The following is a 26,913-nucleotide window of genomic DNA, read 5'->3' as shown; positions in this document are numbered from 1 at the left end:
GCACGATGAAAGGCTGTGGCAGCTGGAAGGTTTCGCCGTCGATGCTGACCTGGCCCTCGGCCATCGCCTCCAGCAGCGCGGCCTGGGTCTTCGGTGGGGTGCGGTTGATTTCGTCGGCCAACAGCACATTGGTGAAGACCGGTCCGCGCCGGAAATTGAAGCGGCCCGTTGACATGTCGTAGATGGTGGAGCCGAGCAGGTCGGCGGGGAGCAGGTCGGGCGTGAATTGCACGCGGGTGAAGTCCAGGCCGAGCGCGGCGGCGAAGGACCTGGCGATGAGCGTCTTGCCGAGGCCGGGCAGATCCTCGATCAGGATGTGACCGCCGGCAAGTACGGCGATCATGATCAGCTGCAACTCATCCCGCTTGCCGACGATCACCCGGGACAGTTCCCGGAGCACCGCCTCGCTGCGCTGGATGGTCGTGTCCATCGGCATCGTCATATGTCTACTCGCACTTGCCTCAAACCCATTCTCCTACGACGACTCATTACATCTTTTGCAAGCAGCGCAGGATTTCGTCCAACGCCGCCCGCCCCGGTGCGGGAGTCGTCTGATCCCGCAGTGCCGAGTTGGCCGGATCGACCCAGCGCCACAGCTCCGGGCCGAACTGCAATATTCCGGCGGCCTCGGTCGCCTTGCGGTTCTTGGCGACCCGCAGGCCGGTGGACAACTCGAACTCCTTGGCCAGCAGCGGACGCAGATGCCGATCCCAGTCGGCTCTGGTGCCGTCCGCGCGATCGGCGAGCATCTCCGCTCTGGCATGCCAGTGCCGCAGCATCTCGGCGGGACCGTTCTCGATATCGTCGGATCCGGCATCGATTTTGATGGCCGAACGGCCGGTCAACGACCAGATGAGCTGAATCATGGCCAGCGCCACCGGAACTCCGGCGGCGATGAGCAATGCACCGCGGGCCTTGCCGAGGGTGATGAGCTCGATCAGCACGATGAGGATCAGCGCACCGATCACGATCGCGCGGTTCATACCATCTCCCCTTGCAGATCGGCCAGCACGATACGCAGCAGTTGTTCGGCCCGCATGCGCTGCCACTCCAGCATCGAATGCGGACTGAACCTGGCCTCCTCGAAGAGCGCGACCAATTCCCTGGCCGACGCGTCGTGCAGTGCGCCCCGCTCGAAGGCGCGGGCCAGCACCTCCATCGGGGTATCCGAAGCAAGTGGGGCGGCGGCGCGATCGAAGGACAGCCCGCGTTCCATCGCGACGTAACAGGCGATGATGGCCTCGCGCGGATCCTGACCGGGCACATTCATGGCGGCCAGCCCCATCTCGGCCGCCCTGGCCAGCGAACCCGCGACCGTCGGCGCGGCCGGGGGCACCGGGACCGGCACCACACGCGGCTTGCGCTGCCCCGCCACCGCGACCACGATCAGCCCGATCAATGCCCCGCCGACCAGCACGGCGGCAGCGACAATGGCCACCAGTAGCGCCGTACCGGTGAGATGCTGCGTGGGTGCGCTATCGGGCGTCGCGGGCCCGGTGACCGTCTCCTGTGGGGTGCGGGTGGCATCGCGCGGCACCGATGACGGCGCCGGCGCACCCTCGCGGCCGAATCCGACGAAGAAGACCGCCGACGCCGCCGCAATGATCAAGGAAACGACCGCCAGCGCGGCCAGCACCAGTAGGCCGGTACGGCCGAGCAGTCCATGTCTACGCTCGGAATCACGATCCACCTCCGGCATGGCCAGCGGCAGTCGATGCTGGCTCGCTATCACCCCGGCGATCAGGATCACCACCGATACCGTGAGCAGTACCGGCATCAATACCACCGAAATAGCCGATGGCACCGTGCGGTGATCGCCGGAATCATGGGCCCCGGGAATATGGCCGCGCAGCGCGATCGCGGCACACGCGAGTAGCGCGATCAGCACGATCACGCGCGATATCGGCGCTCCCGCCCTGGCCACTTGCTACCACCACATCTGAGTACAGCTCTGAACAGGCACATAGTTACATGCCGAGTGGTCCGCTCGGGAGTGAATCGAATACTTAGGATCGCCTCCTTTTTATCCGTAACCGGCCGTACATTTATGCGATAGCGCAGCTAGCGGAGCACGGCGGATTCGGGCTGACGGAGTTCACTCAGGCGGCTTGCGGTCCGTGCCAGGTCGGGGACGGCGGGGACGTCGGCCACCAGGTCGGAGAGTGCGGTGCGAGCCTCGAGGGTGAGTTCGAGATCCGCGTCGTAGAGCACGTCGACCAGATTGACGAAGCGCATGGCCCAGTCGGGCGGGACCTCGCGCAGGGGTGGGACGTCGCGCAAGGTCCATCGGCGAAAGCGGTGTGCGAGTTCGACGTAGTCCGAGGCGGCGGTGGCGGTGCCGCACAGGGCGGCGAAGTCGAAAGTGATGGCGGAGCCGTCGACGGCGCTGGCATGGATCTCACGGGCACCCGAGACAACAACCTCTGCGGTGTCGGCGACTCTCGCGTCGTGGATGCGGTAACAGCCGGAGGCGAAGCCCGTGCCGCTGTGCGCGGCGCGGGTGCGGTAGTCGAGTGGACCGTCGACCGGGACGATATCCAGATGCGCCAGGATGCGCGCGATGGTCGGCAGGAAGCGGTCGTGGAACAGCGGGTTGGGCAGCAGCTGCTCCGGCGGGTAATTCGAGGTCACCACCAGGACGATGCGGCGGGCGAACAGGGCGTCGAGCATGCGGGCGATCAGCATGGCATCGCCGATATCGTGCACGTGGAATTCGTCGAAGCAGACCAGTTCGGCATGACCGAGCAGGGTGTCGATGGCCTTGTCGATGGAGCCCGATTCGTGTGCCGCGGTGTGCAATCGGGCAAAGAAATTGTGGAAGTGGAAGCGGCACTTGCGGTTCGACGCTATACCCGCGAAGAAGTCGTCCATCAGCATGGTTTTGCCGCGACCGGGTCTGCCGTGCAGGTAGATGCCACGATGCCGCTTCATCGGCCTGCCGTGCCGGTCGAGCAGTTCGAGCAAGCGCGCGCGAGCCCGGAGCTGGTCGGCATCCAGCGTGACGTTGTCTTCCATGACACCCTCCTGATCCTCTACAGTTGTAGAGGATCAGCAGATGTGGCCGCCAGAGAAGGTGATGATGTCCACAACCGACCGACGCGCGGCACTCGTCGACGCCGCCATCGATGTGATTGCCACCCAGGGCATTCGAGCGCTCACCCACCGCGCCCTCGATACCGCCCTCGAGCTGCCCGGCGGGTCGGCCTCCTATTACTTCCGCACCAAACGCGCGCTCATCGAGGCGATCGCGGACCGGATCACCACCCGCTCCCGCGACGACTTCGCCGCCGCCGAACTCGCCCCGTCGCCTTCCCCCGACCCCGATGACATCGCGAAGGCCATAGCCGGTTGGCTCGACCGCCTACTCGTCGACCGTCGCAATCACCTGATCGTCCGGCATGCGCTGATCATCGATCTGCGCGGCGATCCGGAATTGCATCGGCGGCTCACACACAGCATGTTCTCGACCGAGCGAGCGCGAGAACTATTCCACGCCTTGGGTTTTCCCGATCCCGATGCGGCCGCCGCCGACTTCATAGCGGTGCTCGAAGGCGCGGTCTTCGACAGATTCGCGGGCGCGCGGGCGCACATTCCGGCCGGTACCAGGGACAGCACCGACCAACTCGCGGCCGTGCTGTCCCGCTATCTCGCCCAGCCCCACTCGCTATAAGGCGTGCCCGTCGTGAACCCGCGGATTCCGGCAGCGGAATAGCGGATGAGCGACTCTTCCGGCAGTGCGTCGAGCGAAAACCATTGCAGCCCATAGCTTTTATCCGGCTCCCGATTCACCGGCGCACCCGCCCAGCGCAGCGCATGGAAGAACAGCCCGAGCCGGGCTTCGCGCCCGGAGCCGATCACGTGCGCGGTATGAATCAGCCGCAGATCCGCCGGGTCGATGACAACCCCGATCTCCTCCCCCGCCTCACGCGCGGCAGCAGCGGTCGCGGACTCGCCGGACTCCAACTTCCCCGCAGGCAGATGCCACAGCCCATCGAACTCGTCCGCACTGCGCCGCCTGCTGAGCAACAGCTCACCGTCGCGCACGAGCAAGATGTGCACGTCGACAAGATGTCGCTCAACCATCGGACTCCTCCCACTCCCGCGCCGCTCCAACCTACGCCGAAGTCGTCAGTTCGCGCTGAGCACCAGTCCTGAGGTCGGGACTCCCGTGCCTGCGGTAACCAGGATGTTCTCGAGGTTCGCCACCGGGTTGACGGAGGTGCCGCGGATCTGCCGGACCGCCTCGGCAATCCCGTTCATGCCGTGGATATAGGCCTCGCCCAACTGTCCGCCGTGGGTATTGAGCGGCAGGCGGCCACCGACTTCGATCGCGCCGTCGGCAATGAAATCCTTTGCCTCGCCGCGTCCGCAGAAACCGAGTTCCTCCAATTGCATGAGGACGAACGGAGTGAAGTGGTCGTAGAGGATGGCGGCCTGCATATCCTCCGGACGCAAACCACTCTGATCCCAGAGCTGATCACCGACCAGACCCATCTCCGGCAGACCGGTGAGGGCATCGCGGTAGTAGCTCGTCATGACATATTGGTCCGCACCGGAACCCTGTGCGGCAGCGGCGATTACGGCCGGACGCTGCGGCAGATCCCGGGCCCGCTCGACGCTGGTGACCACGATCGCGACGCCGCCGTCGGATTCCTGGCAGCAGTCGAGCAGATGCAGTGGTTCGGCGATCCAGCGCGAATTCTGGTGATCTTCCAGGGTGATCGGCTTGCCGTAGAAGAAGGCGGCCGGATTCACCGCGGCATGTTTGCGGTCGGCGACGGCGACGCGGCCGAAGTCCGCGCTCGTCGCGCCGTAGACGTGCATATACCTGCGGGCGACCATGGCCACCTGCGCGGCCGGTGTCCCCAACCCCTGTGGATAGGACCAGCCCGCATCGATGCCCGAGGAGGTCGGCGCGGTGGCCAGCGCGGTGGAGAACTGCCCGAAGCGCGATACCGAACGCTCGTTGAAGGCGCGATAGGCGACAACCACATCGGCGACGCCGGTGGCGACCGCCATGGCGGCCTGCTGAACGGTGGCGCAGGCCGCACCGCCGCCATATCCGATGTGGCTGAAGAACTTCAGCTGCGGGATACCGACGGCGCGTGCCACGGCCGCCTGGGTATTGGTATCCATGGTGAAGGTGGTCAGGCCGTCCACATCGGCGGGTGTGAGGCCCGCGTCGGCGAGCGCCGCGGTGACCGCCTCGGCGGCCAAGCGCAATTCGCTGCGGCCGGAGTCCTTGGAGAAGTCGGTGGCGCCGATGCCGACAATGGCGGCGCGGCCGGAAATCCCGGTGGTGCTGTCAGCGGTCATCATGGCCTCCGCAGTGCGATAACGGCTTTCGCCGTGATGTGGTCACCGAGGCTGTCGCGGCCGACGACATCGATATGGATGTCGTCGCCGTGGATCGCGGAGACGGTGCCGGAAAGTGTCAGGGTGTCACCGGCGTACAGCGGTACGCCCAGGCGCAGCGCGACCGATTTGACGATGGCGCGTGGTCCGGACCAGTCGGTGACGAAGCGCTGCACCAGCCCGGTATCGGTGAGGATATTGACGAAGATGTCCTTGGAACCGCGGGCGACCGCCTTGTCCCTGTCGTGGTGCACATCCTGAAAGTCCCTGGTGGCCAAGGCCGTACTGATCACGAAGGTCGGATCGGCGGTAATGACCAACTCGGGCAGCGTGGTGCCGACCTCGATCGTGGCCGGTTCGACGTAGGTCATGCGATCACCCGCCAAACCGGCAGCACGGCCTCCTCGTCGAGCTTTTCGAACTCGACCTGCACCGGCAGGCCGATCTTCACCTCGGCCGGATCGACACCGCGCAATTCACCGAGCATGCGCACACCCTCTTCCAATTCGACCAGCGCTACCACGAAAGGCAGTTGTCGCCCAGGCACTTTCGGCGCGTGATGCACGACGTAACTGAACACCTCACCGCGCCCGGAGGCGACGACATAGTCGGTCTGCTCCGACTTGTCCTGCCACAGCGCCGGAATCGGCGGATGCCGCAGCGTGCCGTCCGGCAGCCGCTGTATCCGCAGCTCCCCGACCTTGGTGCCCGCCCAGAAGAATTCGGTATCCCAAGAGACCAGCGGTTTGACCCGTTCGCCCGCGGGCGCTTTCGGGGCGGTGCCCGTACCGGTACCGGGCGCGAATTTCAGCATCCGCCAGAGCATTTCGGCGACGACCTCGTCGCCCACCTGCCAACTGATCTGGAAGGTGATGAACCACCCTTCACCGAGCGCGGTCCGCTTCGGGCCGCGGATATCGCACAGCCTGCTGGTCACCGCCACTTGCTCGCCGACATTCAGGTATCGGTGGTAGGTCTGCTGGCAGTCGGTCGCGACCACCGAGGTGAAGCCCGCGCTGTCCAGCAGCTCGATGACCTGGTTCGTAGGATCGTCCGCCGCGCGGGAACCATTGAGCCCGAGCATGGTCCAGACCTGGATCATGGCGGGCGGCGCCACGGTGCCGGGATGTCCGGCGGCACGCGCGGCCTCCTCGTCGACGTAGATCGGATTCCGATCCCCGAGCGCCTCCACCCAGTTGTTGATCATCGGCTGGTTCACCGGGTCACGCCCGAGTCTCGGCGCGCAATCACCCGCCGCGATGATCTTCTCGGCGGCTTCGGTAATCGCTTCCGGAGTCATGGTTTCCGGCACGCGCGGCTCCTTGTTGTCGTCCGTACCGCGCATCGGCGCGGATTCATCGAGGTACCCGAGGCAGTTTCAGCCCGGAGGAGGCGACCAGTTCGCGCATCACCTCATTGACGCCGCCGCCGAAGGTCACCACCAGATTCTGTTTGGTTCTGCGGTCCAGCCAGGTCAGCAGTTCGGCGGTGTCCGGATCGGCCGGATCGCCGTAATGCCCGACGATCTCCTCGGCCAACCGGCCCGCCTCCTGCAGCGATTCGGTGGAATACACCTTGGTTGCCGAGGCATCGGCGATCACGGTGGCCTGGTCACCGTCGACGGTCGCCGCGACCTGCCAGTTCAACAGTTCGTTGAGCCGAACCATGGCGTGGATGCGACCGAGCGAGCGGCGCACATCGGCCTCGGCGAGCACACCGCGCGACTGGGCCCATTCGCGCGCCCGGTCGTAGAGCTGTTCGATCTTGCCGGACGGGCCGAGGCTCACCCGCTCGTGATTGAGCTGGGTGGTGATCAGTCGCCACCCCTTGTTCTCCTCGCCCACCAGCATGTTGGCGGGCACCCGGACGTTGTCGAAATAGGTGGCGTTGGTGTGGTGCGCACCATCGCAGGTGATGATCGGTGTCCAGGAATAGCCGGGATCCTTGGTATCCACGATCAGGATCGTGATGCCCCGGTGCCGTGACTCGACCGAGCCGGTGCGGCAGGCCAGCCAGACATAGTCGGCCTCATGCGCACCGGTGGTGAAGATCTTCTGCCCGTTGACGATCCAATCACCGGATTCGTCACGCACGGCACTCGTGCGCAGCGAGGCGAGGTCGGTGCCTGCCTCCGGTTCGGAGTAACCGATCGCGAAATGGATATCGCCGGAAAGGATTCCGGGCAGGAACTTCGCCTTCTGCTCATCGGTGCCGAAGCTCTGCAGCGTCGGCCCGACCGTCAACAAGGTGACGAGCGGCAGCGGAACATCCGCGCGCACCGCCTCATTGAAGAAGATCTGCTGTTCCATCGGCCCGAAACCCTGGCCGCCGAACTCCTTAGGCCAACCGACGCCGAGCCAACCGTCCGCACCCATCCGGCGCACCACCGCACGGTAGGCGTCACCGTGGCGGTTGATCGCCATCTCGGACTCCTCTTCGGGAGTCACGAGATCGGCGAAGTACGCACGCAATTCATCGCGCAGCTTGCGCTGCTCCGCGGTCAGGTCGATGAACATCTGGCCCCCAATCGATCGAGTCGGAACGATTCGCCGCCGAGCCAGCGGGCGATGTCCTTGGCCTGCGAGTAGTAGCGGTGCATCGGATGGGTCACATCGACCCCGAGGCCACCGTGCAAGTGATGGCATTTCTGCATGGCGGCGGGCAGTTCCGAGGCCACGGTGTAGGCGAGCACATCGAGGTCGTCGTCGATGCGCTCTTGATGCGTCGGTGTCGAATCGGACTGTGCCAGTGCCCAGCTCGCCGAAACGGCGGCGGCGTGCAGGGTCCGCGAGACCACGTACACGTCGGCGATCTGCTGGGCGACGGCTTGGAATTCGGCGAGCGGCCGATTGAACTGCCGCCGGGTCCGCAAATGCTCGGCGGTGAGCACGAGCGCACCTTTGAGTAGTCCGTCCGCGGTCGCGCCGATCGATGCGATGGCCAATCGGTGCAGTGCACCGATGCCGCCGGGCAGCAATTGCTCGGCCGGAATCTCGACCTGGTCCAGGCGCACCGAACATTCCGGAATCCCGCCGGAAGCCGGTGACGGCGTCAGGGTGAGCCCCGCCGAATCCGAATCAACCAGTGCGATACCGGAATTCGTCGGAATCAAGAGCCAACGCGCCTGCTCCGCATACGGCACCGCCACCTTGTGACCGGTGATTCGCACGGTGTCGCCATCGGAAACCGCGGTGGTCTCCGGCTTGACCACGAACGGATTCGCGCGCTCGCTGAGCGCGGCGGTGAGCACCGCGCCCTTGGCGAGCTCCGGATAGACCCGCTCGGCGACGCTGTCCGGCAATCCGGCCAGCAGCGGCAGCAGGCCGAAGCCGAGGGTCGGCAAGGCGGGCACCGCCACCGCATCGGCGGCCAGTTCGGTCAACAGGACCGATACCTCCGCCAAACCCATACCGTCACCGCCGAACCGCTCCGGCAGCGCGAGCGAGAGCAGTCCGGTCTCGATCAGACTCGGCCACAGCTCGATATCGCGTGCCGGTTCACGCTCCAGCAAACTCACGACGACCTCGGCCACGGCGTTCTGGCCCTCGTCCCGGGTGAAGTCCACGCTTTACTCCCAGTTGGTTGGTCGACTAGCTGTCCGCATCGCGAGGCAGTCCGAGGATTCGCTCACCGGCCACGGTCAACAAAATCTGCTCGGTTCCACCAGCAATCGACAAACAGCGCGTGAGCAGGAACTCTTTTACCACCTCTGAGTCCTGCGCACCGGTTGGACCTGCCGTTTCCACCGCGAATTCGGCAACCGCCTGGCGATGGCGGACACCGACGAGCTTGCGCACACTGCTCTGCGCTCCCGGATCACCGCCCGCCAGCATCCGAACCGCGGCACGCTGTTCCAGCAACAGTCCAGCGATCGCATCGGCGACGAAGCCGCCGAGCCGATCGTTCAATAGCTCCGCCCCCGGCCCAGTGGCGGGCAGTTTGGCGATGAGCTCCTCCAGTACCGGCCCGATCCCGTTGCCGCCCATGGCGACTCGTTCGGTCGACAGGGTCGAGCGGGCGATCTTCCAGCCGTTGTTCAGCGCGCCGACCAGACCGTCGTCGGGTACGAACACATCGTCGAGGAAGACCTCGCTGAAGCGCGCCTCCCCGGTGATCTGCACCAGCGGCCGCACCTCGAGTCCGGCGCTGCGCATATCGACGAGGAAGTAGCTGATACCGCGGTGCTTCGGTGCGTCCGGATCGGTGCGGGCCAGGCAGATCGCCCAATTCGCGCGATCACCCAGCGACGTCCACACCTTCTGCCCGCGCAGCAGCCAACCGCCGTCGACCTTCTTGGCGGTGGTGCGCAGCGCGGCCAGATCCGAACCGGCCTCCGGCTCACTGAACAGCTGGCACCAGACCACCTCGCCGCGCAGCGTCGGCCATGCGAAGCGGTCGATCTGCTCCTGAGTGCCGTGCTGCAGCAAGGTCGGGATGGCCCAGCCGCCGATCGTCAGATCCGGCGACTCCAGGCCCGCGCGCCGCAGTTCCTCCGAAATCACCAGGCCCGTCATGGGATTCGCACCACGCCCGTACGGTGCGGGCCAGTGCGGCATGGCGAGCCCGGCGTCGACAAGCGCATTGCGCTGCTGATCGACCGGCAGCGCGGCGATCGCGGCCACCTCGGCGGCCAGCTCGTTCGCATTGCTGTCGCCGACCTCGACACCGGCTGTGTCCGATTCGCGGCGCTCCCGGGCCCCTCCGTGGTTACGCTCCGCTGCCTCCTCCGGTGCCGTCGCTCGCGCCGCTGTGTCCGATTCGCGGCGCTCCCGGGCCCCTCCGTGGTTACGCTCCGCTGCCTCCTCCGGTGCCGTCGCTCGCGCCGCTGTGTCCGATTCGCGGCGCTCCCGGGCCCCTCCGTGGTTACGCTCCGCTGCCTCCTCCGGTGCCGTCGCTCGCGCCGCGGAGGCGAACACCCGGTCCGCACCGGTGGTCCGGCGCTGGCCGGCCCGGGTCAGCTCGGTGACCCTGGCCCGCCAGCGCGCCGATCCGCCGAGCAGCTGCCGCAGTGCGGTGGCCCGGCGCAGGTAGAAGTGCGCGTCGTGCTCCCAGGTGAAACCGATGCCACCGAGCACCTGAATGCAGTCCTTGGCGGTCTCGACCGCAGCGTCCAGCGATATCGCGGCGGCGATGGCGGCCGCGATGGGCAGTTCCGCACCGCCCTCGTCGACCGCGGCCGCGGCATCGGCCGCGACGGAACGGATCAGCTCGGCCCGGCAGAGCATCCACGCGCAAATGTGTTTGAGCGCTTGGAAAGAGCCGATCTTGCGCCCGAATTGCTCACGCACCTTGGCGTATTCGACGGCGGTCTCCAGGCACCAGCCGGCCACACCGGCAAGCTCCGCCGAAACCAGTACCGCGAGCAGATCTTCCACCGCATGCGGCGACTCGAACACCTGGTCCGCGGGCACTCGCACCTCTGCACAGTGCACCCGCGCCAGTGGCGTACTCAGGTCAGCTGGTGCCAGCGACTCGACGCGCAGGCCGTCGGCATCGGGTCCGATCACGCACCAGCGCAACCCATCCGGCGTCCGCACCGGCAACAGCACCGAGGTGCCCGACGCGGCGCCGAGCACCGATTCCCACACACCCGTGAGCAACAACTCCTCGGATGCGGCCGGTATGTTCACCACGTCCCCGACAACGAAGTCGAGCGCGACCCCGCATGGCATATCCTCGGCGAGCGCGCCCGCGGTGACCAGGTTCGCCAATGCGGTGGACAGCACCGGCCCACCGACCAGATCGTGCGCCGCCTGTTCGACCAATACCGCGAGGTCGGCGACCGATCCACCGTGGCCACCGGCCGCTTCGGCAATGGCGACCCGGAAAATTCCGAAGTCCGCCAACCCCGGCCAATAAGCGCGCCAGAAGTCCGTCGGCTCGTCCCGCATTGTTGCAATAGGACGTACCGATCCGGCCCATCCGCGCATCGACTCCTGAACGGCTTTATGCTCGTCAGTGGTGGCGATGGTCACAGTCCGTACCGCCTTTCCGGCGTGACTCCCACACCTAGAACATGTTCTAATATCCTAGCTGGGCGGAAGTCAAGAGACGACCGATGCCCGTTGCCGGAATGCAGGAAAGGACTCTCATCAATGGCCAGTCCCTCCCGATCGCAACCAGCCGATTCGAATGCGGCCGGGCAAGCATCGGCCACCGCGACGGTCACGACGCTGAGCGAGGACGAGCTCAGCTCGGCCGCGCAGCGGGAACGGCGTAAGCGAATTCTGGACGCGACGCTCGCACTGGCCTCCAAAGGTGGTTACGACGCGGTGCAGATGCGCGCGGTGGCCGAACGCGCCGATGTCGCGGTCGGCACGCTGTACCGGTATTTCCCGTCCAAGGTGCATCTGCTCGTTTCCGCGCTGTCGCGGGAATTCGAGCAGATCGAGGGCAAACGCAAACCGCTCGCCGGCCAGACGCCGAACGAGCGCATGCATCTGCTGCTGACCCAGATCACCCGGATGATGCAGCGCGACCCATTGCTCACCGAGGCGATGACGCGCGCGTTCATGTTCGCCGACGCCTCGGCCGCCGCGGAGGTCGACCGGGTCGGCAAGGTGATGGACCGGGTATTCGCCAGGGCCATGAACGACGGCGAGCCCACCGAACGCCAGTTGGCGATCGCGCGGGTTATAAGCGATGTCTGGCTGTCGAATCTGGTCGCCTGGCTGACCAGACGCGCATCGGCCACCGATGTGACCGAGCGACTGGAACTCACCGTGGATCTACTGCTCGGCGACAATGGCGCCAACCGCTAGCGATCGCTCGCGGGTCGCTCGAAAAGGTCAGCGGTAGCCGGCACCGGTCAGCTCCTGCCCGGCAAATCGACCGCGCTTGTCGCGCAGCATCAATCGGATCGGCCGACGTGAGCCTGCACACGCTGGTGGTTGTGTAGAAACGCGTCAGCTGGGCAGATCCAGCAGGGGGCGGCTAGACGCGTGCGCAATCATGCGCACGCCACGCGGCGCGCTTCGGTGCGGCAAATTCAACACAGTATTGTCACGCGTGCCCCTGAAAAAACTCCTCCGATCACTAGGTTGGATGCGTGAGCGCACAGGATCTGCCACTGGAACTTCGCCGTGCACTGTCGACGGTCGCGCGCGTGCCACGACTTTTGGTCGCATCGGACTACGACGGGACGATCGCACCCATCGTGTCCGACCCGGCGAAAGCTTTTCCGCATCGGGAATCGGTAAGCGCGCTACGAGCGCTTGCCGGTCTCACCGGAACGACCGCCGCCGTGATCTCCGGCCGCGCCCTGCGAGATCTCGCGGCATTGTCGCGACTTCCGGTCGAGGTGCAACTTATCGGTAGTCATGGTTCGGAATTCGATGTGGGTTTCGTGCACGCCATCGACAATGACGCCAAACAACTGCTGGTCGAAGTCCAGACCAGTCTGACGCAGATCGCCGCGGAAAATCCCGGCGCCAGCGTCGAGATCAAACCGGCCAGCGTCGCGCTGCATGTGCGCAATGCGAGTCCGGAAATCGGGCTGCGCGCACTGAAGGCGGTGCGCCAGGGTGCGGCCTGCTGGGTCGGCGTGCAGGTGACCGAGGGTAAATCGGTTATCGAGCTCGCGGTGATCCAGACCGATAAGGGCGTCGCGCTCGATACCGTCCGGCATCAGGAGGGTGCCTCGGCCGCGGTGTTCTTCGGCGACGATGTCACCGATGAGAAGGCCTTCCGCATGCTGTCCGGGCCGGATGTCGGCATCAAGGTCGGCGACGGCGAGAGCCTGGCCAAATACCGGGTGGACAGCACCGAGGCGGTTTCCTGGGCGCTGGCCTACCTGCTCGAGGAACGGCGCACCTGGTTGGCGGGCGCGAGCGCGCCGCGCATCGAGCGGCTGAGCATGCTGGCCAGTCCGCGCTCGGTGGCGCTGCTCACACCCGACGCGACCGTCACCTGGTTCTGCCACCCGGAACCCGATTCGGCCGCGGTCTTCGCCCATCTGCTCGGCGGACCGCAGGCCGGCCACTTCACCATCGAACCGGAACGTCCCGGCCTGCCGCTCTCGCAGCGCTACATCGACGGCACCATGACCGTCGAAACCCGCTGGGCCAGTCTGCAAGTGGTGGACTACCTGCCGCACGACGTGGCCCCCACCCGCACCGACCTGACCCGGGTGATCACCGGCGATGCGAAGGCCGTCGTAACCTTCGCGCCCCGACCGGAATTCGGTCAGGTACCGGTCAGCATCGAAATCGAATCGAACGGATTGCGCGTAGTCGGCACCAATGATCCGATGGTGCTGCGCTCCCCCGGTGTGCACTGGGAGATCCGGTCCGACGGCATGCACAGCTCCGCGCGCGCCGTCGTCGATCCGTCTCGTGGCCCGATCGTGCTGGAAATGCGCTGCGGCACTCAGGATCTCGCGCCCGCCATGGTCAGCGAACCGGAGCGGCGCAGGGACGCCGAGGACTACTGGTCCAAGTGGGCGGCCAAATTGCAACTGCCGCCGCTGAAGCCGGATCTGATGAAGCGTTCGGCACTCACGCTGCGCGGGCTCGTGCACGCGCCGTCAGGTTCCATCCTGGCCGCCGCCACCACCTCGCTGCCGGAAGATATTGGCGGCGTACGCAACTGGGACTACCGCTACTGCTGGCTGCGCGATGCCTCGCTGACCGCACAGGCGCTCGTTTCGCTCGGCTCGCTGACCGAGGCCGAGGAGTTCCTCGGCTGGGTGCACCGGGTCCTGGAGACGCTGCCCGGTCCGGAGCGCCTGCACCCGCTGTACACGCTCTACGGCGAAACCCTGCCGCCCGAGGCATCGATCGATCAGCTGCCCGGCTATGCGGGTTCGCGGCCGGTCCGCGTCGGCAACGCCGCGAATATGCAAGTGCAGCTGGATGTTTTCGGTCCGATCGTCGATCTCATCGCATCGCTGGCGCACGGTCGCGAGGCGAAGGGACTGACCGATCCAGCCGAGACGCTGCCGGACGCCGACTGGGAACTGGTGCACGCCATGGTCTCCGCGGTGCAGCGGCGCTGGCAGGAACCCGACCACGGCATCTGGGAGATCCGCGGCAACCCGCGCCACCACGTGTACTCGAAGGTGATGGGCTGGCTGACCGTGGACCGGGCGATCACACTCGCGCAGCGGTTCCAGCGTCAGATCGATCCGCTCTGGATCACGTTGCGCGACACCATCGCCGACGAGGTCAAGTCCAAGGGTTGGAACGACGACGTGCAGTCCTACACCGCCGCCTACGACGGCACCGATCTGGACGCGGCCACCCTGCACATCGGCCTCAGCGGACTGATCGACCCGTCGGATCCGCGTTTCGCGGCGACGGTCGTCGCCACCGAGGCGGAGCTGCGCAGCGGCTCTACGGTGTACCGGTACCACCACGACGACGGTCTGCCCGGTGGCGAGGGCGGCTTCCACCTGTGCGCGGCCTGGTTGGTCGAGGCGTATCTGCTGATCGGTAAGCGCTCGGATGCCGAGGCGCTGTTCGCGCAGCTGGTCGATGTCGCCGGACCTACGGGTCTGCTCAGCGAGGAGTACGACCCGGTCGCCGAACGCTCACTCGGCAACCATCCACAGGCATATAGCCATCTCGGCCTGCTGCGCTGTGCACAGCTGTTGGGTAAGCCGGTGGAAGCGTTCGTCTGAGCCGACCGCCATACAGTTCCGGGCCCGCGAACCGATCGGTTCGCGGGCCCGGCCCGTATCCACCCCCGAAGTGACGCGGCAAACATCGACTCGTGCGGAACAAGGCCTCCTGCTACAGTTCAATTGGTAACGATTTCCATTATGATCTAGAGCACGCTCAGATCTGCCGTACTGCCAGGAGTACCCCGCGCGTGAGCACACGAATTGCCATCAGATTCGCCGGTATCGCCGTGGGGGTGGCCACCGCGCTGGCGCTCACCGCATGCGGTAGTTCGAAGGATTCGGATAAGCCGAACGTCGTCGCGTCCACCAATGTCTGGGGCAATATCGCGGCAACCATCGCTGGCCCGGATGCCTCGGTGACGGCGCTGATCACCGATCCCGCCGCCGATCCGCATTCGCACGAGACCTCGGCCGTGGAATCGGCCAAGATCAGCGATGCCGATCTGGTCGTCTTCAATGGCGGCGGCTACGACGAGTTCATCGAGAAGGCGATCCAGGGCAAGGACAAGCGCACCGTCGACGCATTCGAATCCCGCACCGACAAGAGCGACGAGAACGAGCACGTCTTCTACGACATCGGCACGGTAAGCACGGTCGCCGACCGGATCGCGAGCACCCTCGGCGAAATCGACTCCGCCCACGCCGCCGCCTACACCGACCGCGCCGCCGCTTTCAAGAGCCAGTTGAGCGCGATCACCGCCATCGCCACCAAGATCGCGGGCGAGCACCCCGAGACCCCGGTGCTGCAAACCGAACCGCTGGCGCACTACCTGCTGGTCGCCGCCGGAACCAAGGATCTGACCCCGCACGAATTCCAGGAGGCGATCGAGCAGGAGACCGATCCGGCTCCCGCCGCCGTCGCCGCCACCCAGGATCTGCTGACCGGTAAGAAGATTCGCGCCCTGATCTACAACATCCAGACCGAGGACAAGATCACCAAGGATTTGCGGGCGCTCGCGCAGTCGAACGGGCTACCCGTTGTCGAGGTGACCGAAACGCTGCCCGACGGTGTGGATTACATTCAGTGGCAGACCAAGAACGCCCAGGCCCTGGCCGCGGCGCTGGCCTGATCGTTATGACAGCATCGCGCAGGGATTCGATGAGGGGTGGTGGCCGGGTGACGGGTGGGCCGATGGGAGCCGCGCTGACCACCGAAGACACCAACAAGGTACAGCGGCCCGCCGTAAAACTCGATTCCGCCAGCTTGTCATTCGGTGAACGTGCGCTCTGGCAAGGGCTGGACCTGGAGATCGCGCCCGGTGAATTCGTCGCGGTTCTCGGGCCGAACGGATCCGGTAAGACCTCGCTGCTGAAGGTGCTGCTCGGGCAGCTCGCGCTCAGCTCCGGCACCGCCGATATCGCGGGTGGGCCCGCACGGGCCGGCAATCCCGATATCGGCTATGTGCCGCAACAGAAGACGATCGATGCCGGTGTGCAGCTGCGCGGGGTCGATCTGGTCGGACTCGGCGTCGACGGGCACCGCTGGGGCCTCGGACTGCGGCGTCGCGCCGAGCGCAAGCGCAAGGTCCGCGCGGCCATCGCCGATGTGGGCGCGGAGAAATTCGCTTATGCGCCACTGGAATCCATGTCCGGCGGCGAACAGCAGCGGCTGCGGGTCGCACAGGCGTTGGTCGGCGATCCCGAGGTGCTGCTCTGCGATGAACCGCTGCTGAGCCTCGATCTGGCCAATCAGCGGTTGGTCTCGGAACTGATCGATCGACGCAGACGAACCCATGACACCGCAGTGCTTTTCGTGACGCACGAAATCAATCCCATTCTGCCACTGGTGGATCGGGTGCTGTATCTGGTCGACGGGAAGTTTCGGATCGGCACGCCGGACGAGGTGATGACCTCGGCGGTGCTCTCGGAGCTGTACCAGACCGAGGTCGATGTGCTGCGGGTGCGCGGGCGGCTGGTCGTCGTCGGCACCGGCGACACCATGGACGCGCTCGGTGCGGCCGGTGCCCAACACTGCGCGACCCTTTCCGATGAGCTGCCCGAATCGGCTGGTGTCCGTTCGTGAACGACAAGCTGTCCGATGTCATCTCGAAGATGTTCGACTTCACCACCACCGCGGACCTGCTCTCGTATTCCTTCGTCCAGCAGGCGGTATTCGCGGCCGCGCTGCTCGGACTGCTGGCCGGTGTGATCGGGCCACTGATCATCAGCAGGCAGATGTCGTTCGCGGTACACGGCACCAGCGAGCTCTCGCTGACCGGTGCGGCCGCCGCGCTGCTCGCCGGAATCGGAGTCGGGCTGGGCGCGATCGTCGGCTCGGTGGTGGCGGCGGTGCTGTTCGGTCTGCTCGGAACCAAAGCCAGAGAACGCGATTCGGTGATCGCGGTGGTGCTGTCGTTCGGACTCGGGCTCTCGGTGCTGTTCCTGTGGCTCGGTCCCGAACGCGCCGGATCGAAATTCTCGCTGCTGACCGGTCAGGTGGTCAGCGTCGGCTACAACGGGTTGGCACTGCTGCTGACCTGCACCGTTTTGGTCCTCGCCGTACTTGCGGTGGTGTACCGGCCGCTACTTTTCGCGAGTTCGGATCCCGAAGTCGCACTCGCACGCGGAGTTCCGGTGCGGGCGCTTTCGGTGGTGTTCGCGGTCATGCTCGGTATTACCGCGGCCTTCGGTGTGCAGATCGTCGGTGCGCTGCTGGTACTCGCGCTGCTCATCACGCCCGCGGCCGCGGCGGCGCAGCTGACCGCGAATCCGGTGCGCGCCACAGTGCTCGCGGTGGTGTTCGCGGAGACGGCGGCGGTGGGCGGCATCCTGTTGTCGCTTGCGCCGGGCAGCCCGGTCTCCACCTTCGTCACCACCATCTCCTTCCTGATCTACCTGGTCTGCCGCCTCGTCGGCCCCCGACGCCGTCAGGCCGCCCGCGCCCGCTGACCCGATCGGGTCGCGAGCGCCGGGCGGCCTGGCCGCTCAGGCTACGAGCAGTGCGATCAGGACCACGATCGAACCACCGAAGACGATGACGTGGCGCAGGTTCTGCAGGTACGGGGTCACCCAGCGGGGGAAGGCGGCTCCGGCCACGTCGAGGAGGTTCCGGACGTCGATGCGGGCCAGTTCCGGGTCACCCTTGCGGGCGAAGGCGGCCTGGACGCTCTTGACGGCCGTCAGGTTGCTGTACAGGATCGCGACATTGCCGAGCAGCACCAGCACCTGGAAGACCCACGACAGTGTCCGGCCCCAGTCGTTGCCCGCCAGATTCAGCACGGCCATCGCGGTCATCACCAGCGCGATCCCGATCGGCGCCCAAGTCTCGTGGCCACCGGCGTCGAACCGCATACCGTTCTCCGCGAGGACCCCGGGGCGCACACCCTGACGGGCCAATTCGGCATCGGCGGCGGTCTGGGCGGCGGCCCCGTAGCGGCGGCGCACCAGCGGGATGCTGACGAAGGCGAGCGCGATCAGCAGCTGGGCGACGGCGGCGACGGTCATCATGGCGGTTTCTCCTCATCGGGTTGTTCGTCGAGTGGGCTCCTCGAATGACCGAACGATCTCCCGCCGCGCTGACAGCGCGCTGACACCTGATCGACCCGCGCTGACATCAGGAATCAGCGCAGGTAAACAGGGGCACAGCGGCTGGCTACCCCGTTTGATGGCAGTCGCCTTCAGTCGCACTACCCAGGTTTCGTATGCTCGACCCACGCGCCCCATCGAACGAATGGTGACCAATGATCGACTTCACGATTCCCGCCGAACTCGCCGCCGAACGCGACCGGGTCCGACAGTTCGTCATCGACAAGATCGTCCCCTTCGAGCGCGATCCGCGACTCACCTCGCACGGCCCCACCGACGAACTGCGCCAGGAACTCGTCGAGCTGGCCCGCGCGGAGAAACTGCTGACCGTGCAGGCCCCCGAAGCCCTCGGCGGGCACGGCCTCACCCATATCGAGCAGGCCGTGATCTACGAGGCGGCGGGCTGGTCCACCCTCGGCCCGGTCGCCATGAACTGCGCCGCGCCCGACGAGGGCAATATGTTCCTGCTCTCCAAGATCGCCAACCCGGAACAGGTCGAGCGCCACCTCGCACCCGCCGTCGCCGGACACCGGCGCACCGTCTTCGCCATGACCGAACCGGACGGCGCGGGTTCGGATCCGAATCAGCTGGCCACCGAGGCCGTCTTCGACGGCGAGAACTTCACCATCAACGGCCGCAAATGGCTCATCACCGGCGCGGACGGCGCGAAGACCTGGATCATCATGGCACGGGTCGCACCGAACCCCCATGTGCCCGAAGGCCCGACGCTGTTCCTGACCGAGGGCGACCAGCCCGGCATCGTCATCGAACGCACCATGAACACCATGGACCGCAATTACGTCGGCGGTCACGGCGTGGTGCGCTTCGAAAATCTGGTGCTGCCCAAGGACGCGCTGCTCGGCGAGACCGGTCAGGCGCTGCGCTATGCCCAGCTGCGACTGGCCCCGGCCCGGCTCACCCACTGCATGCGCTGGCTCGGTGCGGCCGAACGCGCACAATCCATCGCCGTCGAATACGCCAAGACCCGCACCGCCTTCGGCAAACCGATCGGCGACCACGAGGGCGTGTCGTTCATGCTGGCCGATAACGAGATCGCACTGCATCAGTGCCGCCTCACCATCTGGCACGCCTGCTGGCTGATGGACCAGGGCGAGAAGGCCAGGCACGAGAGCTCGATCGCGAAGGCATACGTCTCCGAGGAGCTGTTCAAGGTCGCCGACCGCTGCGTCCAGGTGCTCGGCGGCATCGGCATCAGCGATGAGACGGTCGTCGAAATGATCTTCCGCGACATGCGCGCCTTCCGTCTTTACGACGGCCCCACCGAGGTGCACAAGTACGCCATCGGCCGCCATGTGCTGCGCGGGTGAGATGGCCGGCACGTCAATCGAACAGACACGTACGGCGACGCCCGACCACCACGGAGCGAGTCTTACGAGCGACCGTTGGCGGACGCGAGACACAAGGGGGCCGCGGACACGCCGCGCCCGCGCGGCCGACAACACGACTACCATCCAGTGGCATGAGTTCGGAACTGCTCGTCGATGTCTCCGCGGGCATCGCCGTCCTCACGCTCAACAGACCCGCACAGCAGAATGCCGTCACGCCGGCCATGGCCGCCGAATTGAGTGCGGCACTACAGCGATGCGATGTCGAGGATGCGATTCGCGCGGTCATCATTACCGGCACGGCGCCCGCGTTCTGCGCGGGTGCGGATCTGTCCAACCGGGTCGGCGAGGTCAGCGCGACCATCGAACCGGCGCCGTGGCGGGTGCGCAAACCGGTGATCGCGGCGGTGAACGGGCATGCGGTCGGTATCGGACTCGCGCTGGCCCTGCAATGCGATCTGCGGTACATGGCGCGCGACGCGGTCTACGGACTCAATCAGGTGCGTCGCGGCGTGCTCGCCGACGGCTACGCGCACTGGACGCTGCCACGGCTGGTCGGTATGGCCAATGCCGCCGACATCATGCTGACCGGTCGCACCTTCGACGGCGACGAGGCCAAGGCCATGGGCCTGGCCAATGGCTGCTTGCCCGCGGGCGAGGTGCTGCCGACGGCACTCGCCATCGCCCATGACATCGCGAACGGGGCGGCACCGCTGCCGGTGGCGCTGTCGAAGCGGCTGCTATGGGAGAGCCTCGGCATGAGCCCGGCCATGGTCGGTCAACTGGAGACCGATCTGAACGAGCACGTCGGCAAGAGCATCGACGGTGGTGAGGCGATGGCGGCCTTCCGGGATCGCCGTCAGCCCAATTGGACCGGCAGCATCAGCGAGGAATGGCCGGCCTGGGACAGCAAGGGCGAAAAGCAACGGCCCAGCCTGGATTGACCCGCTCGCTTACGCGCGGCCGCCGATCAGGATGAGCAGGAAAACGATCGCCATGCAGACCATGAGGATCGTGCCGATAACGCCGAGGATATAGCCGACCAGCACCTGGGCGCGGCCGCCGTAACCGCCGTGGGATTCCTCGATCTGGTCGAGCGCGCGTCTGCCGAGCGCCCAGGCCACCGGTCCCAGCACACCGCAGCAGAACAGGCTCGCCGCACCGAGCGCCAGCACCGCCGTCGCATGCGGATGCTCGATCGTCTCCTGGGGCGCCTGGTTCGGGATGACCACGAGTCGAATTCTACGGGGCCGGAGTCGATTTGCGGTTCAACCCCGGCAGCCGATTCGTCCGATCGACCGCGATCGCTGATTTGCGGTCCGCCCGTTGCGGTTCGAACCCGTCGCCGATTTGCCGGTGCGGCAGCCGGCTTCCGATGCTCAGGCCCGGCGCTGACGCGCGATCTCGGAGAGTACGACGCCCGCCGCCACGGAAGCGTTCAACGATTCCACCGGACCCGCCATCGGGATGCCGAGGATCGAATCACAGGTCTCGCGTACCAGCCGGGACAGGCCCTTGCCCTCCGAACCGACCACGATCACGGTGGGAATGCTGCCGTCGAAATCATCGAGAATGGTGTCACCGCCCGCGTCCAGACCGACGATCTGGAACCCCCGCGAAGCCCAATCCTTCAGTGTGCGAGTGAGATTCGTCGCGCGAGCGACCGGAAGCCGGGCAGCGGCACCGGCACTGGTCCGCCAGGCCACCGCGGTCACGCTCGCGCTGCGCCGCTGCGGAATCAACACACCCTGGCCACCGAAGGCGGCCACCGAACGGATCACCGCGCCGAGATTGCGCGGATCGGAAATATTGTCCAGCGCCACCAGCAGCGCGGGTTCGGCCGAATCCTGGACCCGCGCAACCAGATCATCCGGATGGGCGTACCGATACGGCGGCACCTGCAGCGCAACGCCCTGATGCAGTCCGTTGGCGCTCAGCCGATCCAGGTCGGTGCGCGGCACCTCGAGGATCGAAATGCCCGCATCTGCGGCAATCTTCACACTTTCGGTGAGCCGGTCGTCGTTCTCGGTGCCAACCGCGACATACAGCGCGGTCGCGGGCACACCCGCGCGCAGACATTCGATGACCGGATTGCGGCCGAGCACCATCTCCGGACCGTCGTCGCTCTTGCGTCCGGCCGGGCGCGTGCCACCGCGCGGCCCCGGCCGACCTTGAGCGGCGGCCTTCGCTTTTGCGGCCGCACGCTTGGCCGCGGGATGTTTGGTGCGCGCCTCGGCGGGCGGGGTCGCACCGCGCGGTTCCAGACCACGCCGACGCTGTCCACCCGAGCCGACGACCGCGCCCTTCTTGCTGCCGCCCTTACGAATCGCGCCTCGACGCTGCGAATTACCTGCCATCAGTTCGCCTTTCCACGCTGTACCGCGCCCGGCGAATGCTGTGCCGCGCCCAGCGACCATTCCGGACCCTGCGCGGTGTCGGTCACTTCGATTCCGGCGGCCTGCAACCGGTCCCGCGCCGCATCGGCGCTGGCCCAGTCCTTCGCGGCGCGCGCCTGCTGGCGGCGGTCGAGTTCGGCACGCACCAGGACGTCCAGGGCATCCAGCGCCACGGAATTGTCCTGTGGGGTGTACCACTGTGGGTCGAACGGGCAGACGCCGAGGATATTGAGCATGGCCCGGACCTGCCCGGCCAATTCGACCGCCTCATCGATCGCGCCCGACTCCAGCGCCTTATTGCCCTCGTGCACAACACGGTGCACCTCGGCCAGGGCCCGCGGAATCGCGAGATCGTCGTCGAGCGCCTCGGCAAACGCATCGGTCCACTTGCCGACCGCGATCTCACCGGCCCGCTCGGCCACCCGATGCACGAACGCCTCGATGCGCTGATACGAGGCCGCGGCATCGTAGAGCGCCTTATCCGAGTACTCCAGCATCGAGCGGTAGTGCGCGCTGCCCAGGTAGAACCGAAGTTCAACGGCCCGAACCTTTTTCAGCACATTGGGCACCGAGAGCACATTGCCGAGCGATTTGGACATCTTCTCGCCGCCCATGGTCACCCAGCCGTTGTGCAGCCAGTACTGCGCGAAACCGTCACCGGCCGCCTTGGACTGGGCGATCTCGTTCTCGTGGTGCGGGAAGACCAGATCCATTCCGCCGCAATGGATATCGAATTCGGCGCCGAGGTAGAACTCGGCCATCGCGGAGCATTCCAGATGCCAGCCGGGCCGACCGGGACCCCACGGCGACGGCCAGGTCGGCTCGCCGGGTTTGGCGGCCTTCCACAGCGTGAAGTCGCGCGGATCACGCTTGCCCGCACCGGCGCTCTCGCCCTGGTGCACGTCATCGAGTTTGTGCCCGGACAGGCTGCCGTATTCCGGATAGCTGACCACGTCGAAGTAGACGTTGCCCGCCGAGGCATAGGCGTGCCCGCGTTCGATCAGCCGCTGCATCAGATCGATCATCTGGGTGATATGGCCGGTCGCGCGTGGCTCCACCGAAGGCGGCAGTACGCCGAGGGTTTGGTAGGCGTTGTCGAAGGCGCGCTCGTAGGTGGAGGCCCATTCCCACCAGGGTCGACCCGCTTCGGCGGCCTTGGTCAGGATCTTGTCCTCGATATCGGTGACATTGCGGATGAACCACACGTCGTAGTCGTGTGCGAGCAGCCAGCGCCTTAGTACGTCGAATGCGACTCCGCTGCGCACATGGCCGATATGTGGTTCCCCCTGCACGGTGGCGCCACAGAGGTACACCGAGGCACGGCCGGGGACCAGTGGCGCGAAATCGCGCATGGTCCGCGTGTCGGTGTCAAAAAGGCGCAGAGTCACGGAAGTCGATCCTAGCTGGTAGATAAGGCCGTTCACGGAGCGGCTCAGGTCGGCGGGAGCTGGATCAGCGACACTCTTGTAGCAGGGCGGTAGCCACTGCCGCAATGCCCTCGCCGCGGCCGGTCAGCCCGAGGCCGTCGGTTGTGGTGCCCGACACCGAGATCGGGGCGCCGAGCAGCTCGCCGAGTACCTCTTGGGCCTCGGCGCGACGCGGTCCGATCTTCGGCCGATTGCCGATCACCTGGACCGCCGCATTGACGATTTCGAAGTCCGCCTCGTCAAGGAGCCTTCGCACTTCTTTGAGCATGGCCGCGCCGGAAACGCCTGCCCATTCCGGCCGTCCGGTGCCGAAAACCGCGCCGACATCGCCGAGTCCGGCCGCGGAAAGCAGCGCATCGCACAGTGCGTGCGCGGCGACATCGCCGTCGGAATGTCCGGCGCAGCCGTCGTCGCCATCGAAGAGGAGACCCGCCATCCAGCACGGCCTGCCCGCTTCGATGGGATGGACATCGCTGCCGATGCCGACGCGCATACTCATGACAGACCCACCGTCCGGGCGCCGTCCAGCACGGCATTTGCCAGCAGCAGATCGAGCCGGGTGGTGATCTTGAAAGCCATGGGGTCGCCCGGAATGGTGCGGACCCGGGTGCCGAGCAGTTCGACCAGTCCGGCGTCGTCGGTGGCCTGCACGCGCTCATCGGCATAGGCCGCGCGCAGCAGGTCGGCGGCGAAACCCTGCGGAGTCTGAATGGCGCGCAAACCGGCGCGGTCGGGCGTACCGGTGACCTCGCCGCGCGCGTCGACGGATTTGATGGTGTCGACCACCGGCAATGCGGGCACGACGGCTTCGGCACCGGCGCGCAGTTCCGCGACGACCCGGGCGATCAGATCGGGCGGGGTCAATGCGCGGGCGGCGTCGTGCACGAGGAAGTGGGCGGCATCGGGGGCGGCGGCGATACCGCAGCGCACCGAATCGGTGCGCTCGGCGCCGCCGATGACCACGCGCACCGACTCCGAGGGCGGCAGCAGGGCAACGGCGCTCTCGACGAGTTCAGTGGGGACCATCACGATGATCCGGTCGACCGCCCCGGAGGCGATCAGGCCGTCGACGGCCAGCCGGACCATAGGTGTGCCGCCGACCGTGACGAACGCCTTGGGTGTCGATTCACCCAGACGAACGCCACGGCCGGCGGCAGGCACCAACGCAACGACGGATCCGTCGTTGTTAGAAACGTTCACGGTCAGGAAGCCGCGGCGAGAACCTCATCGAGGAGCGTCTCGGCCTTGCCGTCATCGGTCCCCTCGGCGAGCGCGAGCTCACCGACGAGGATCTGACGGGCCTTGGCCAACATCCGCTTCTCACCCGCAGACAGACCGCGGTCCTGCTCCCGACGCCACAGGTCGCGGACGACCTCGGCCACCTTGTTCACATCGCCGGAGGCGAGCTTCTCGAGGTTGGCCTTGTAGCGGCGAGACCAGTTGGTGGGTTCTTCGGTGTGCGGCGCACGCAGCACCTGGAAGACTCGGTCGAGACCCTCCTGGCCGACGACGTCACGCACGCCGACGTATTCGGCGTTCTCTGCGGGAACGCGCACAGTCAGGTCACCTTGGGCGACCTTCAGGACCAGATACTCTTTCTGCACACCCTTGATGGTGCGAGTCTCGATTGCTTCGATCAGCGCCGCTCCGTGGTGGGGGTAAACGACGGTGTCTCCGACCTTAAAAATCATGTGTCCCGTGCCCCTTTCGATGTTCACAGTTTAACATGCGACTCGGTAACGGCGCGATCAACTGTGCAGGTCAGGGCCACAACGAGCCAACCGCGGGGGTTGACAGAACCGGCACGGTGTGCATTGCGTTGTGCCAGAACAGGTTATCGACCGGCGCGGATAGCACACCGGACGGTCCGCGAACCCAGCAGCGTGTCCGCAACTGCGCCACGTTCTCGGAAAACCGTTATCCAACGGATGCCAACCGACAGGGTGTCCGATCCATCCACCCCTGGGAACCAAGAGCCGACACACAGTCCGCGCAGCCCTGCACCCGGCCACCACGGAGCGAGTCTTACGAACGACCCGTCTCGCGTCCGAGCCATCGAAGCGCATACGCCGCACCCACGAATCTCAGTGCGCATCAGATACCGAACGACCCACCATCACCGACCCCAACGGAGCGAGTCTTACGAGCGACCCGTTCGCAGCGCCCGCCTCACCGTCCAAGCCATCGAAGCGCATACGCCACACCCACGAATCTCAGTGCGCATCACATACCGAACGACCCACCATCACCGACCCCAACGGAGCGAGTCTTACGAGCGACCGTTCGCGGCCCGTCTCGCGTCCGAGCCATCGAAGCGCATGCGACGCAGTCGCGAGTCTCGACGGCTCGGACGCGAGACACCAGGGGCCGCGAACACGCAGCGCCGCAGGCGCTGCCATTAGACACAGCCCGCGCGCCCGCGCCGCGGAGGCTACTACTACGCTGCCTAGTTATTACTCTCCCTAGCGGAGTGAGCCCGGTCGACATGGAGGGACAACCCGTGACTGCCCTGAAAGCTGTGACCGCCTCGACAGGGGCGCGTCGTCGCATGGTTTCGGTTGCCGTGCTCGCCGCCGGAGCGGCGCTCATGCTGTCCGGCTGTAGTGCAGGCCAGATCTCGCAGACCGCGACCCAGGTCGCCGCGGTCAACGGCAATCACGCCGACATCGACCGGATCTCGCTGCGCAATGTGCACATCGTCTTCCCGGCCACGGGCACCGACTACACCAACACCAAGGGCGGCAAGGCGATCATCGCGCTGTCGGTTGTCAACAACGGCGAGACCGTCACCGACGAGCTGACCAGCATCACCACCGACCTGGGCACCGTGAAGATCACCCCGCCCGCAGGTGCCTCGGCCTTCAAGATCGCCCCGCAGCAGACCGTCGTCGCGGCGACCTCCCCCACCACCGCAACCGCCGCCAAGTCCGATGAGCACGGTGCGACGCCGAGCAGCTCCGCCGCGCCGACCACCAGCAGCGCCGGTCCGGCCGGCGACAAGGCGACCGTCGATCCGGAGAAGAAGCCGGGTCTGATCGAGATCACCGGTCTGACCAAGGACATCATCCCCGGCCTCACCTACCCGGTGACGTTCAACTTCAAGCAGAACGGCACCGTGACCGTGCAGGTCCCGGTCGACGCCGGTGCGGTCACCGAACGGCACGAGGGCCAGACCGCCGCGACCGAGGGCGAGCACAAGGGCGGCCACTGATCCGCTGACCGCCCGCGGGCAAGGTACGGCT

At 66.4% G+C, this 26,913-nt stretch carries 27 protein-coding genes; 9 read left to right on the top strand and 18 right to left on the bottom strand.

Annotated features, from left to right (window positions below):
• The 4 genes from ON44_RS02955 to zapE form a co-directional block, all read right to left on the bottom strand.
• The coding region (locus ON44_RS02955) for an AAA family ATPase (protein ID WP_040686225.1) at positions 1-442 on the bottom strand (442 nt) is incomplete at its 3' end.
• A gap of 46 nt (positions 443-488) precedes the next feature.
• Complete coding sequence (locus ON44_RS02950) at positions 489-983, bottom strand: hypothetical protein (protein ID WP_040686224.1); 495 nt, start codon at positions 981-983, stop codon at positions 489-491.
• Positions 980-1,924, bottom strand: coding sequence for a DUF4129 domain-containing protein (locus ON44_RS02945; protein WP_218007511.1), 945 nt, complete (start codon positions 1,922-1,924; stop codon positions 980-982). The genes ON44_RS02950 and ON44_RS02945 overlap by 4 nt, the downstream gene beginning before the upstream one ends.
• A 137-nt stretch (positions 1,925-2,061) precedes the next feature.
• Positions 2,062-3,015 (bottom strand): cell division protein ZapE, encoded by a 954-nt coding sequence (zapE, locus tag ON44_RS02940; protein WP_040686222.1) that lies wholly within the window; start codon positions 3,013-3,015, stop codon positions 2,062-2,064.
• A gap of 40 nt (positions 3,016-3,055) precedes the next feature.
• On the opposite strand from zapE, the gene ON44_RS02935 reads away from it, so the two are divergent.
• On the top strand, positions 3,056-3,670 hold the full coding sequence (locus ON44_RS02935) for a TetR/AcrR family transcriptional regulator (RefSeq protein WP_245566989.1): 615 nt from the start codon (positions 3,056-3,058) through the stop codon (positions 3,668-3,670).
• Here the strand turns inward: ON44_RS02935 and ON44_RS02930 are convergent.
• From ON44_RS02930 to ON44_RS52290, 7 genes are read right to left on the bottom strand one after another with little or no spacing between them, the layout of a single operon-like run.
• Positions 3,643-4,083: an NUDIX domain-containing protein gene (locus tag ON44_RS02930; protein ID WP_040686221.1), complete on the bottom strand. Its 441-nt coding sequence runs from the start codon at positions 4,081-4,083 to the stop codon at positions 3,643-3,645. The two genes, ON44_RS02935 and ON44_RS02930, sit on opposite strands and share 28 nt — an antisense overlap.
• A 45-nt stretch (positions 4,084-4,128) precedes the next feature.
• Positions 4,129-5,316, bottom strand: a complete 1,188-nt coding sequence (locus tag ON44_RS02925; protein ID WP_040686220.1) for a lipid-transfer protein — start codon at positions 5,314-5,316, stop codon at positions 4,129-4,131.
• Positions 5,316-5,726 (bottom strand): MaoC family dehydratase, encoded by a 411-nt coding sequence (locus tag ON44_RS02920; protein ID WP_040686230.1) that lies wholly within the window; start codon positions 5,724-5,726, stop codon positions 5,316-5,318. Before ON44_RS02920 ends, ON44_RS02925 begins: the two co-directional genes overlap by 1 nt.
• Positions 5,723-6,655, bottom strand: coding sequence for a bifunctional MaoC family dehydratase N-terminal/OB-fold nucleic acid binding domain-containing protein (locus ON44_RS02915; RefSeq protein ID WP_051181418.1), 933 nt, complete (start codon positions 6,653-6,655; stop codon positions 5,723-5,725). Before ON44_RS02915 ends, ON44_RS02920 begins: the two co-directional genes overlap by 4 nt.
• Positions 6,656-6,710: 55 nt before the next feature.
• A complete protein-coding gene (locus ON44_RS02910; protein WP_040686219.1) occupies positions 6,711-7,871 on the bottom strand; it encodes an acyl-CoA dehydrogenase family protein in 1,161 nt (386 codons plus the stop codon).
• Entirely contained in the window at positions 7,856-8,920 is a 1,065-nt protein-coding gene (locus ON44_RS02905) for an acyl-CoA dehydrogenase family protein (protein WP_040686218.1), read from the bottom strand. Before ON44_RS02905 ends, ON44_RS02910 begins: the two co-directional genes overlap by 16 nt.
• Positions 8,921-8,945: 25 nt before the next feature.
• The gene (locus ON44_RS52290) at positions 8,946-11,330 is read right to left on the bottom strand and encodes an acyl-CoA dehydrogenase family protein (protein WP_040686217.1); all 2,385 of its coding nucleotides are present in this window, start codon (positions 11,328-11,330) and stop codon (positions 8,946-8,948) included.
• Between the two features lie 120 nt (positions 11,331-11,450).
• On the opposite strand from ON44_RS52290, the gene kstR reads away from it, so the two are divergent.
• The 5 genes from kstR to ON44_RS02875 all read left to right on the top strand — a co-directional run bounded on the left by kstR (position 11,451) and on the right by ON44_RS02875 (position 17,866).
• Positions 11,451-12,116 carry a cholesterol catabolism transcriptional regulator KstR gene (gene kstR, locus ON44_RS02895; protein ID WP_040686216.1) on the top strand — a complete coding sequence of 222 codons (666 nt, stop codon included), beginning with the start codon at positions 11,451-11,453 and terminating at the stop codon, positions 12,114-12,116.
• Between the two features lie 287 nt (positions 12,117-12,403).
• Entirely contained in the window at positions 12,404-14,974 is a 2,571-nt protein-coding gene (gene otsB / locus ON44_RS02890) for a trehalose-phosphatase (protein WP_040686215.1), read from the top strand.
• 191 nt (positions 14,975-15,165) lie between these two features.
• The gene (locus ON44_RS02885) at positions 15,166-16,047 is read left to right on the top strand and encodes a metal ABC transporter solute-binding protein, Zn/Mn family (protein ID WP_051181417.1); all 882 of its coding nucleotides are present in this window, start codon (positions 15,166-15,168) and stop codon (positions 16,045-16,047) included.
• Between the two features lie 62 nt (positions 16,048-16,109).
• A complete protein-coding gene (locus ON44_RS02880) occupies positions 16,110-17,000 on the top strand; it encodes a metal ABC transporter ATP-binding protein (RefSeq protein WP_051181415.1) in 891 nt (296 codons plus the stop codon).
• 29 nt (positions 17,001-17,029) lie between these two features.
• Positions 17,030-17,866 (top strand): metal ABC transporter permease, encoded by an 837-nt coding sequence (locus ON44_RS02875; protein WP_373283119.1) that lies wholly within the window; start codon positions 17,030-17,032, stop codon positions 17,864-17,866.
• A gap of 36 nt (positions 17,867-17,902) precedes the next feature.
• On the opposite strand, the gene ON44_RS02870 is transcribed toward ON44_RS02875, so the two are convergent.
• Entirely contained in the window at positions 17,903-18,424 is a 522-nt protein-coding gene (locus tag ON44_RS02870) for a hypothetical protein (protein ID WP_040686213.1), read from the bottom strand.
• Positions 18,425-18,657: 233 nt separating this feature from the next.
• Here ON44_RS02870 and ON44_RS02865 point away from each other — a divergent pair, with 233 nt between their 5' ends.
• Both ON44_RS02865 and ON44_RS02860 read left to right on the top strand, forming a co-directional pair.
• Entirely contained in the window at positions 18,658-19,830 is a 1,173-nt protein-coding gene (locus ON44_RS02865) for an acyl-CoA dehydrogenase family protein (protein ID WP_040686212.1), read from the top strand.
• A 152-nt stretch (positions 19,831-19,982) separates the two neighbouring features.
• Complete coding sequence (locus ON44_RS02860) at positions 19,983-20,792, top strand: enoyl-CoA hydratase/isomerase family protein (RefSeq protein ID WP_040686211.1); 810 nt, start codon at positions 19,983-19,985, stop codon at positions 20,790-20,792.
• 9 nt (positions 20,793-20,801) lie between these two features.
• Here ON44_RS02860 and ON44_RS02855 read toward each other — a convergent pair whose 3' ends face one another.
• The 6 genes from ON44_RS02855 to carD form a co-directional block, all read right to left on the bottom strand.
• Positions 20,802-21,080 carry a DUF4190 domain-containing protein gene (locus ON44_RS02855; RefSeq protein ID WP_040686210.1) on the bottom strand — a complete coding sequence of 93 codons (279 nt, stop codon included), beginning with the start codon at positions 21,078-21,080 and terminating at the stop codon, positions 20,802-20,804.
• 147 nt (positions 21,081-21,227) lie between these two features.
• Entirely contained in the window at positions 21,228-22,205 is a 978-nt protein-coding gene (gene rlmB, locus ON44_RS02850) for a 23S rRNA (guanosine(2251)-2'-O)-methyltransferase RlmB (RefSeq protein WP_040686226.1), read from the bottom strand.
• Positions 22,205-23,632 carry a cysteine--tRNA ligase gene (cysS, locus tag ON44_RS02845; RefSeq protein ID WP_040686209.1) on the bottom strand — a complete coding sequence of 476 codons (1,428 nt, stop codon included), beginning with the start codon at positions 23,630-23,632 and terminating at the stop codon, positions 22,205-22,207. Before cysS ends, rlmB begins: the two co-directional genes overlap by 1 nt.
• 64 nt (positions 23,633-23,696) lie before the next feature.
• Entirely contained in the window at positions 23,697-24,164 is a 468-nt protein-coding gene (gene ispF / locus ON44_RS02840) for a 2-C-methyl-D-erythritol 2,4-cyclodiphosphate synthase (protein ID WP_040686208.1), read from the bottom strand.
• A 2-nt stretch (positions 24,165-24,166) separates the two neighbouring features.
• Positions 24,167-24,871, bottom strand: a complete 705-nt coding sequence (gene ispD, locus ON44_RS02835; RefSeq protein ID WP_040686207.1) for a 2-C-methyl-D-erythritol 4-phosphate cytidylyltransferase — start codon at positions 24,869-24,871, stop codon at positions 24,167-24,169.
• A gap of 2 nt (positions 24,872-24,873) precedes the next feature.
• Positions 24,874-25,362 (bottom strand): RNA polymerase-binding transcription factor CarD, encoded by a 489-nt coding sequence (gene carD, locus ON44_RS02830; protein WP_040686206.1) that lies wholly within the window; start codon positions 25,360-25,362, stop codon positions 24,874-24,876.
• A gap of 809 nt (positions 25,363-26,171) precedes the next feature.
• Between carD and ON44_RS02825 the strand changes: the two genes are divergently transcribed.
• A complete protein-coding gene (locus tag ON44_RS02825) occupies positions 26,172-26,882 on the top strand; it encodes a copper chaperone PCu(A)C domain-containing protein (RefSeq protein WP_245566988.1) in 711 nt (236 codons plus the stop codon).
• The last annotated feature ends 31 nt before the right edge of the window (positions 26,883-26,913 follow it).

Source organism: Nocardia vinacea NBRC 16497 (assembly GCF_000308835.1).
GTDB lineage: Bacteria > Actinomycetota > Actinomycetes > Mycobacteriales > Mycobacteriaceae > Nocardia > Nocardia vinacea.
This window is presented reverse-complemented; position numbering and strand designations above follow the sequence as displayed.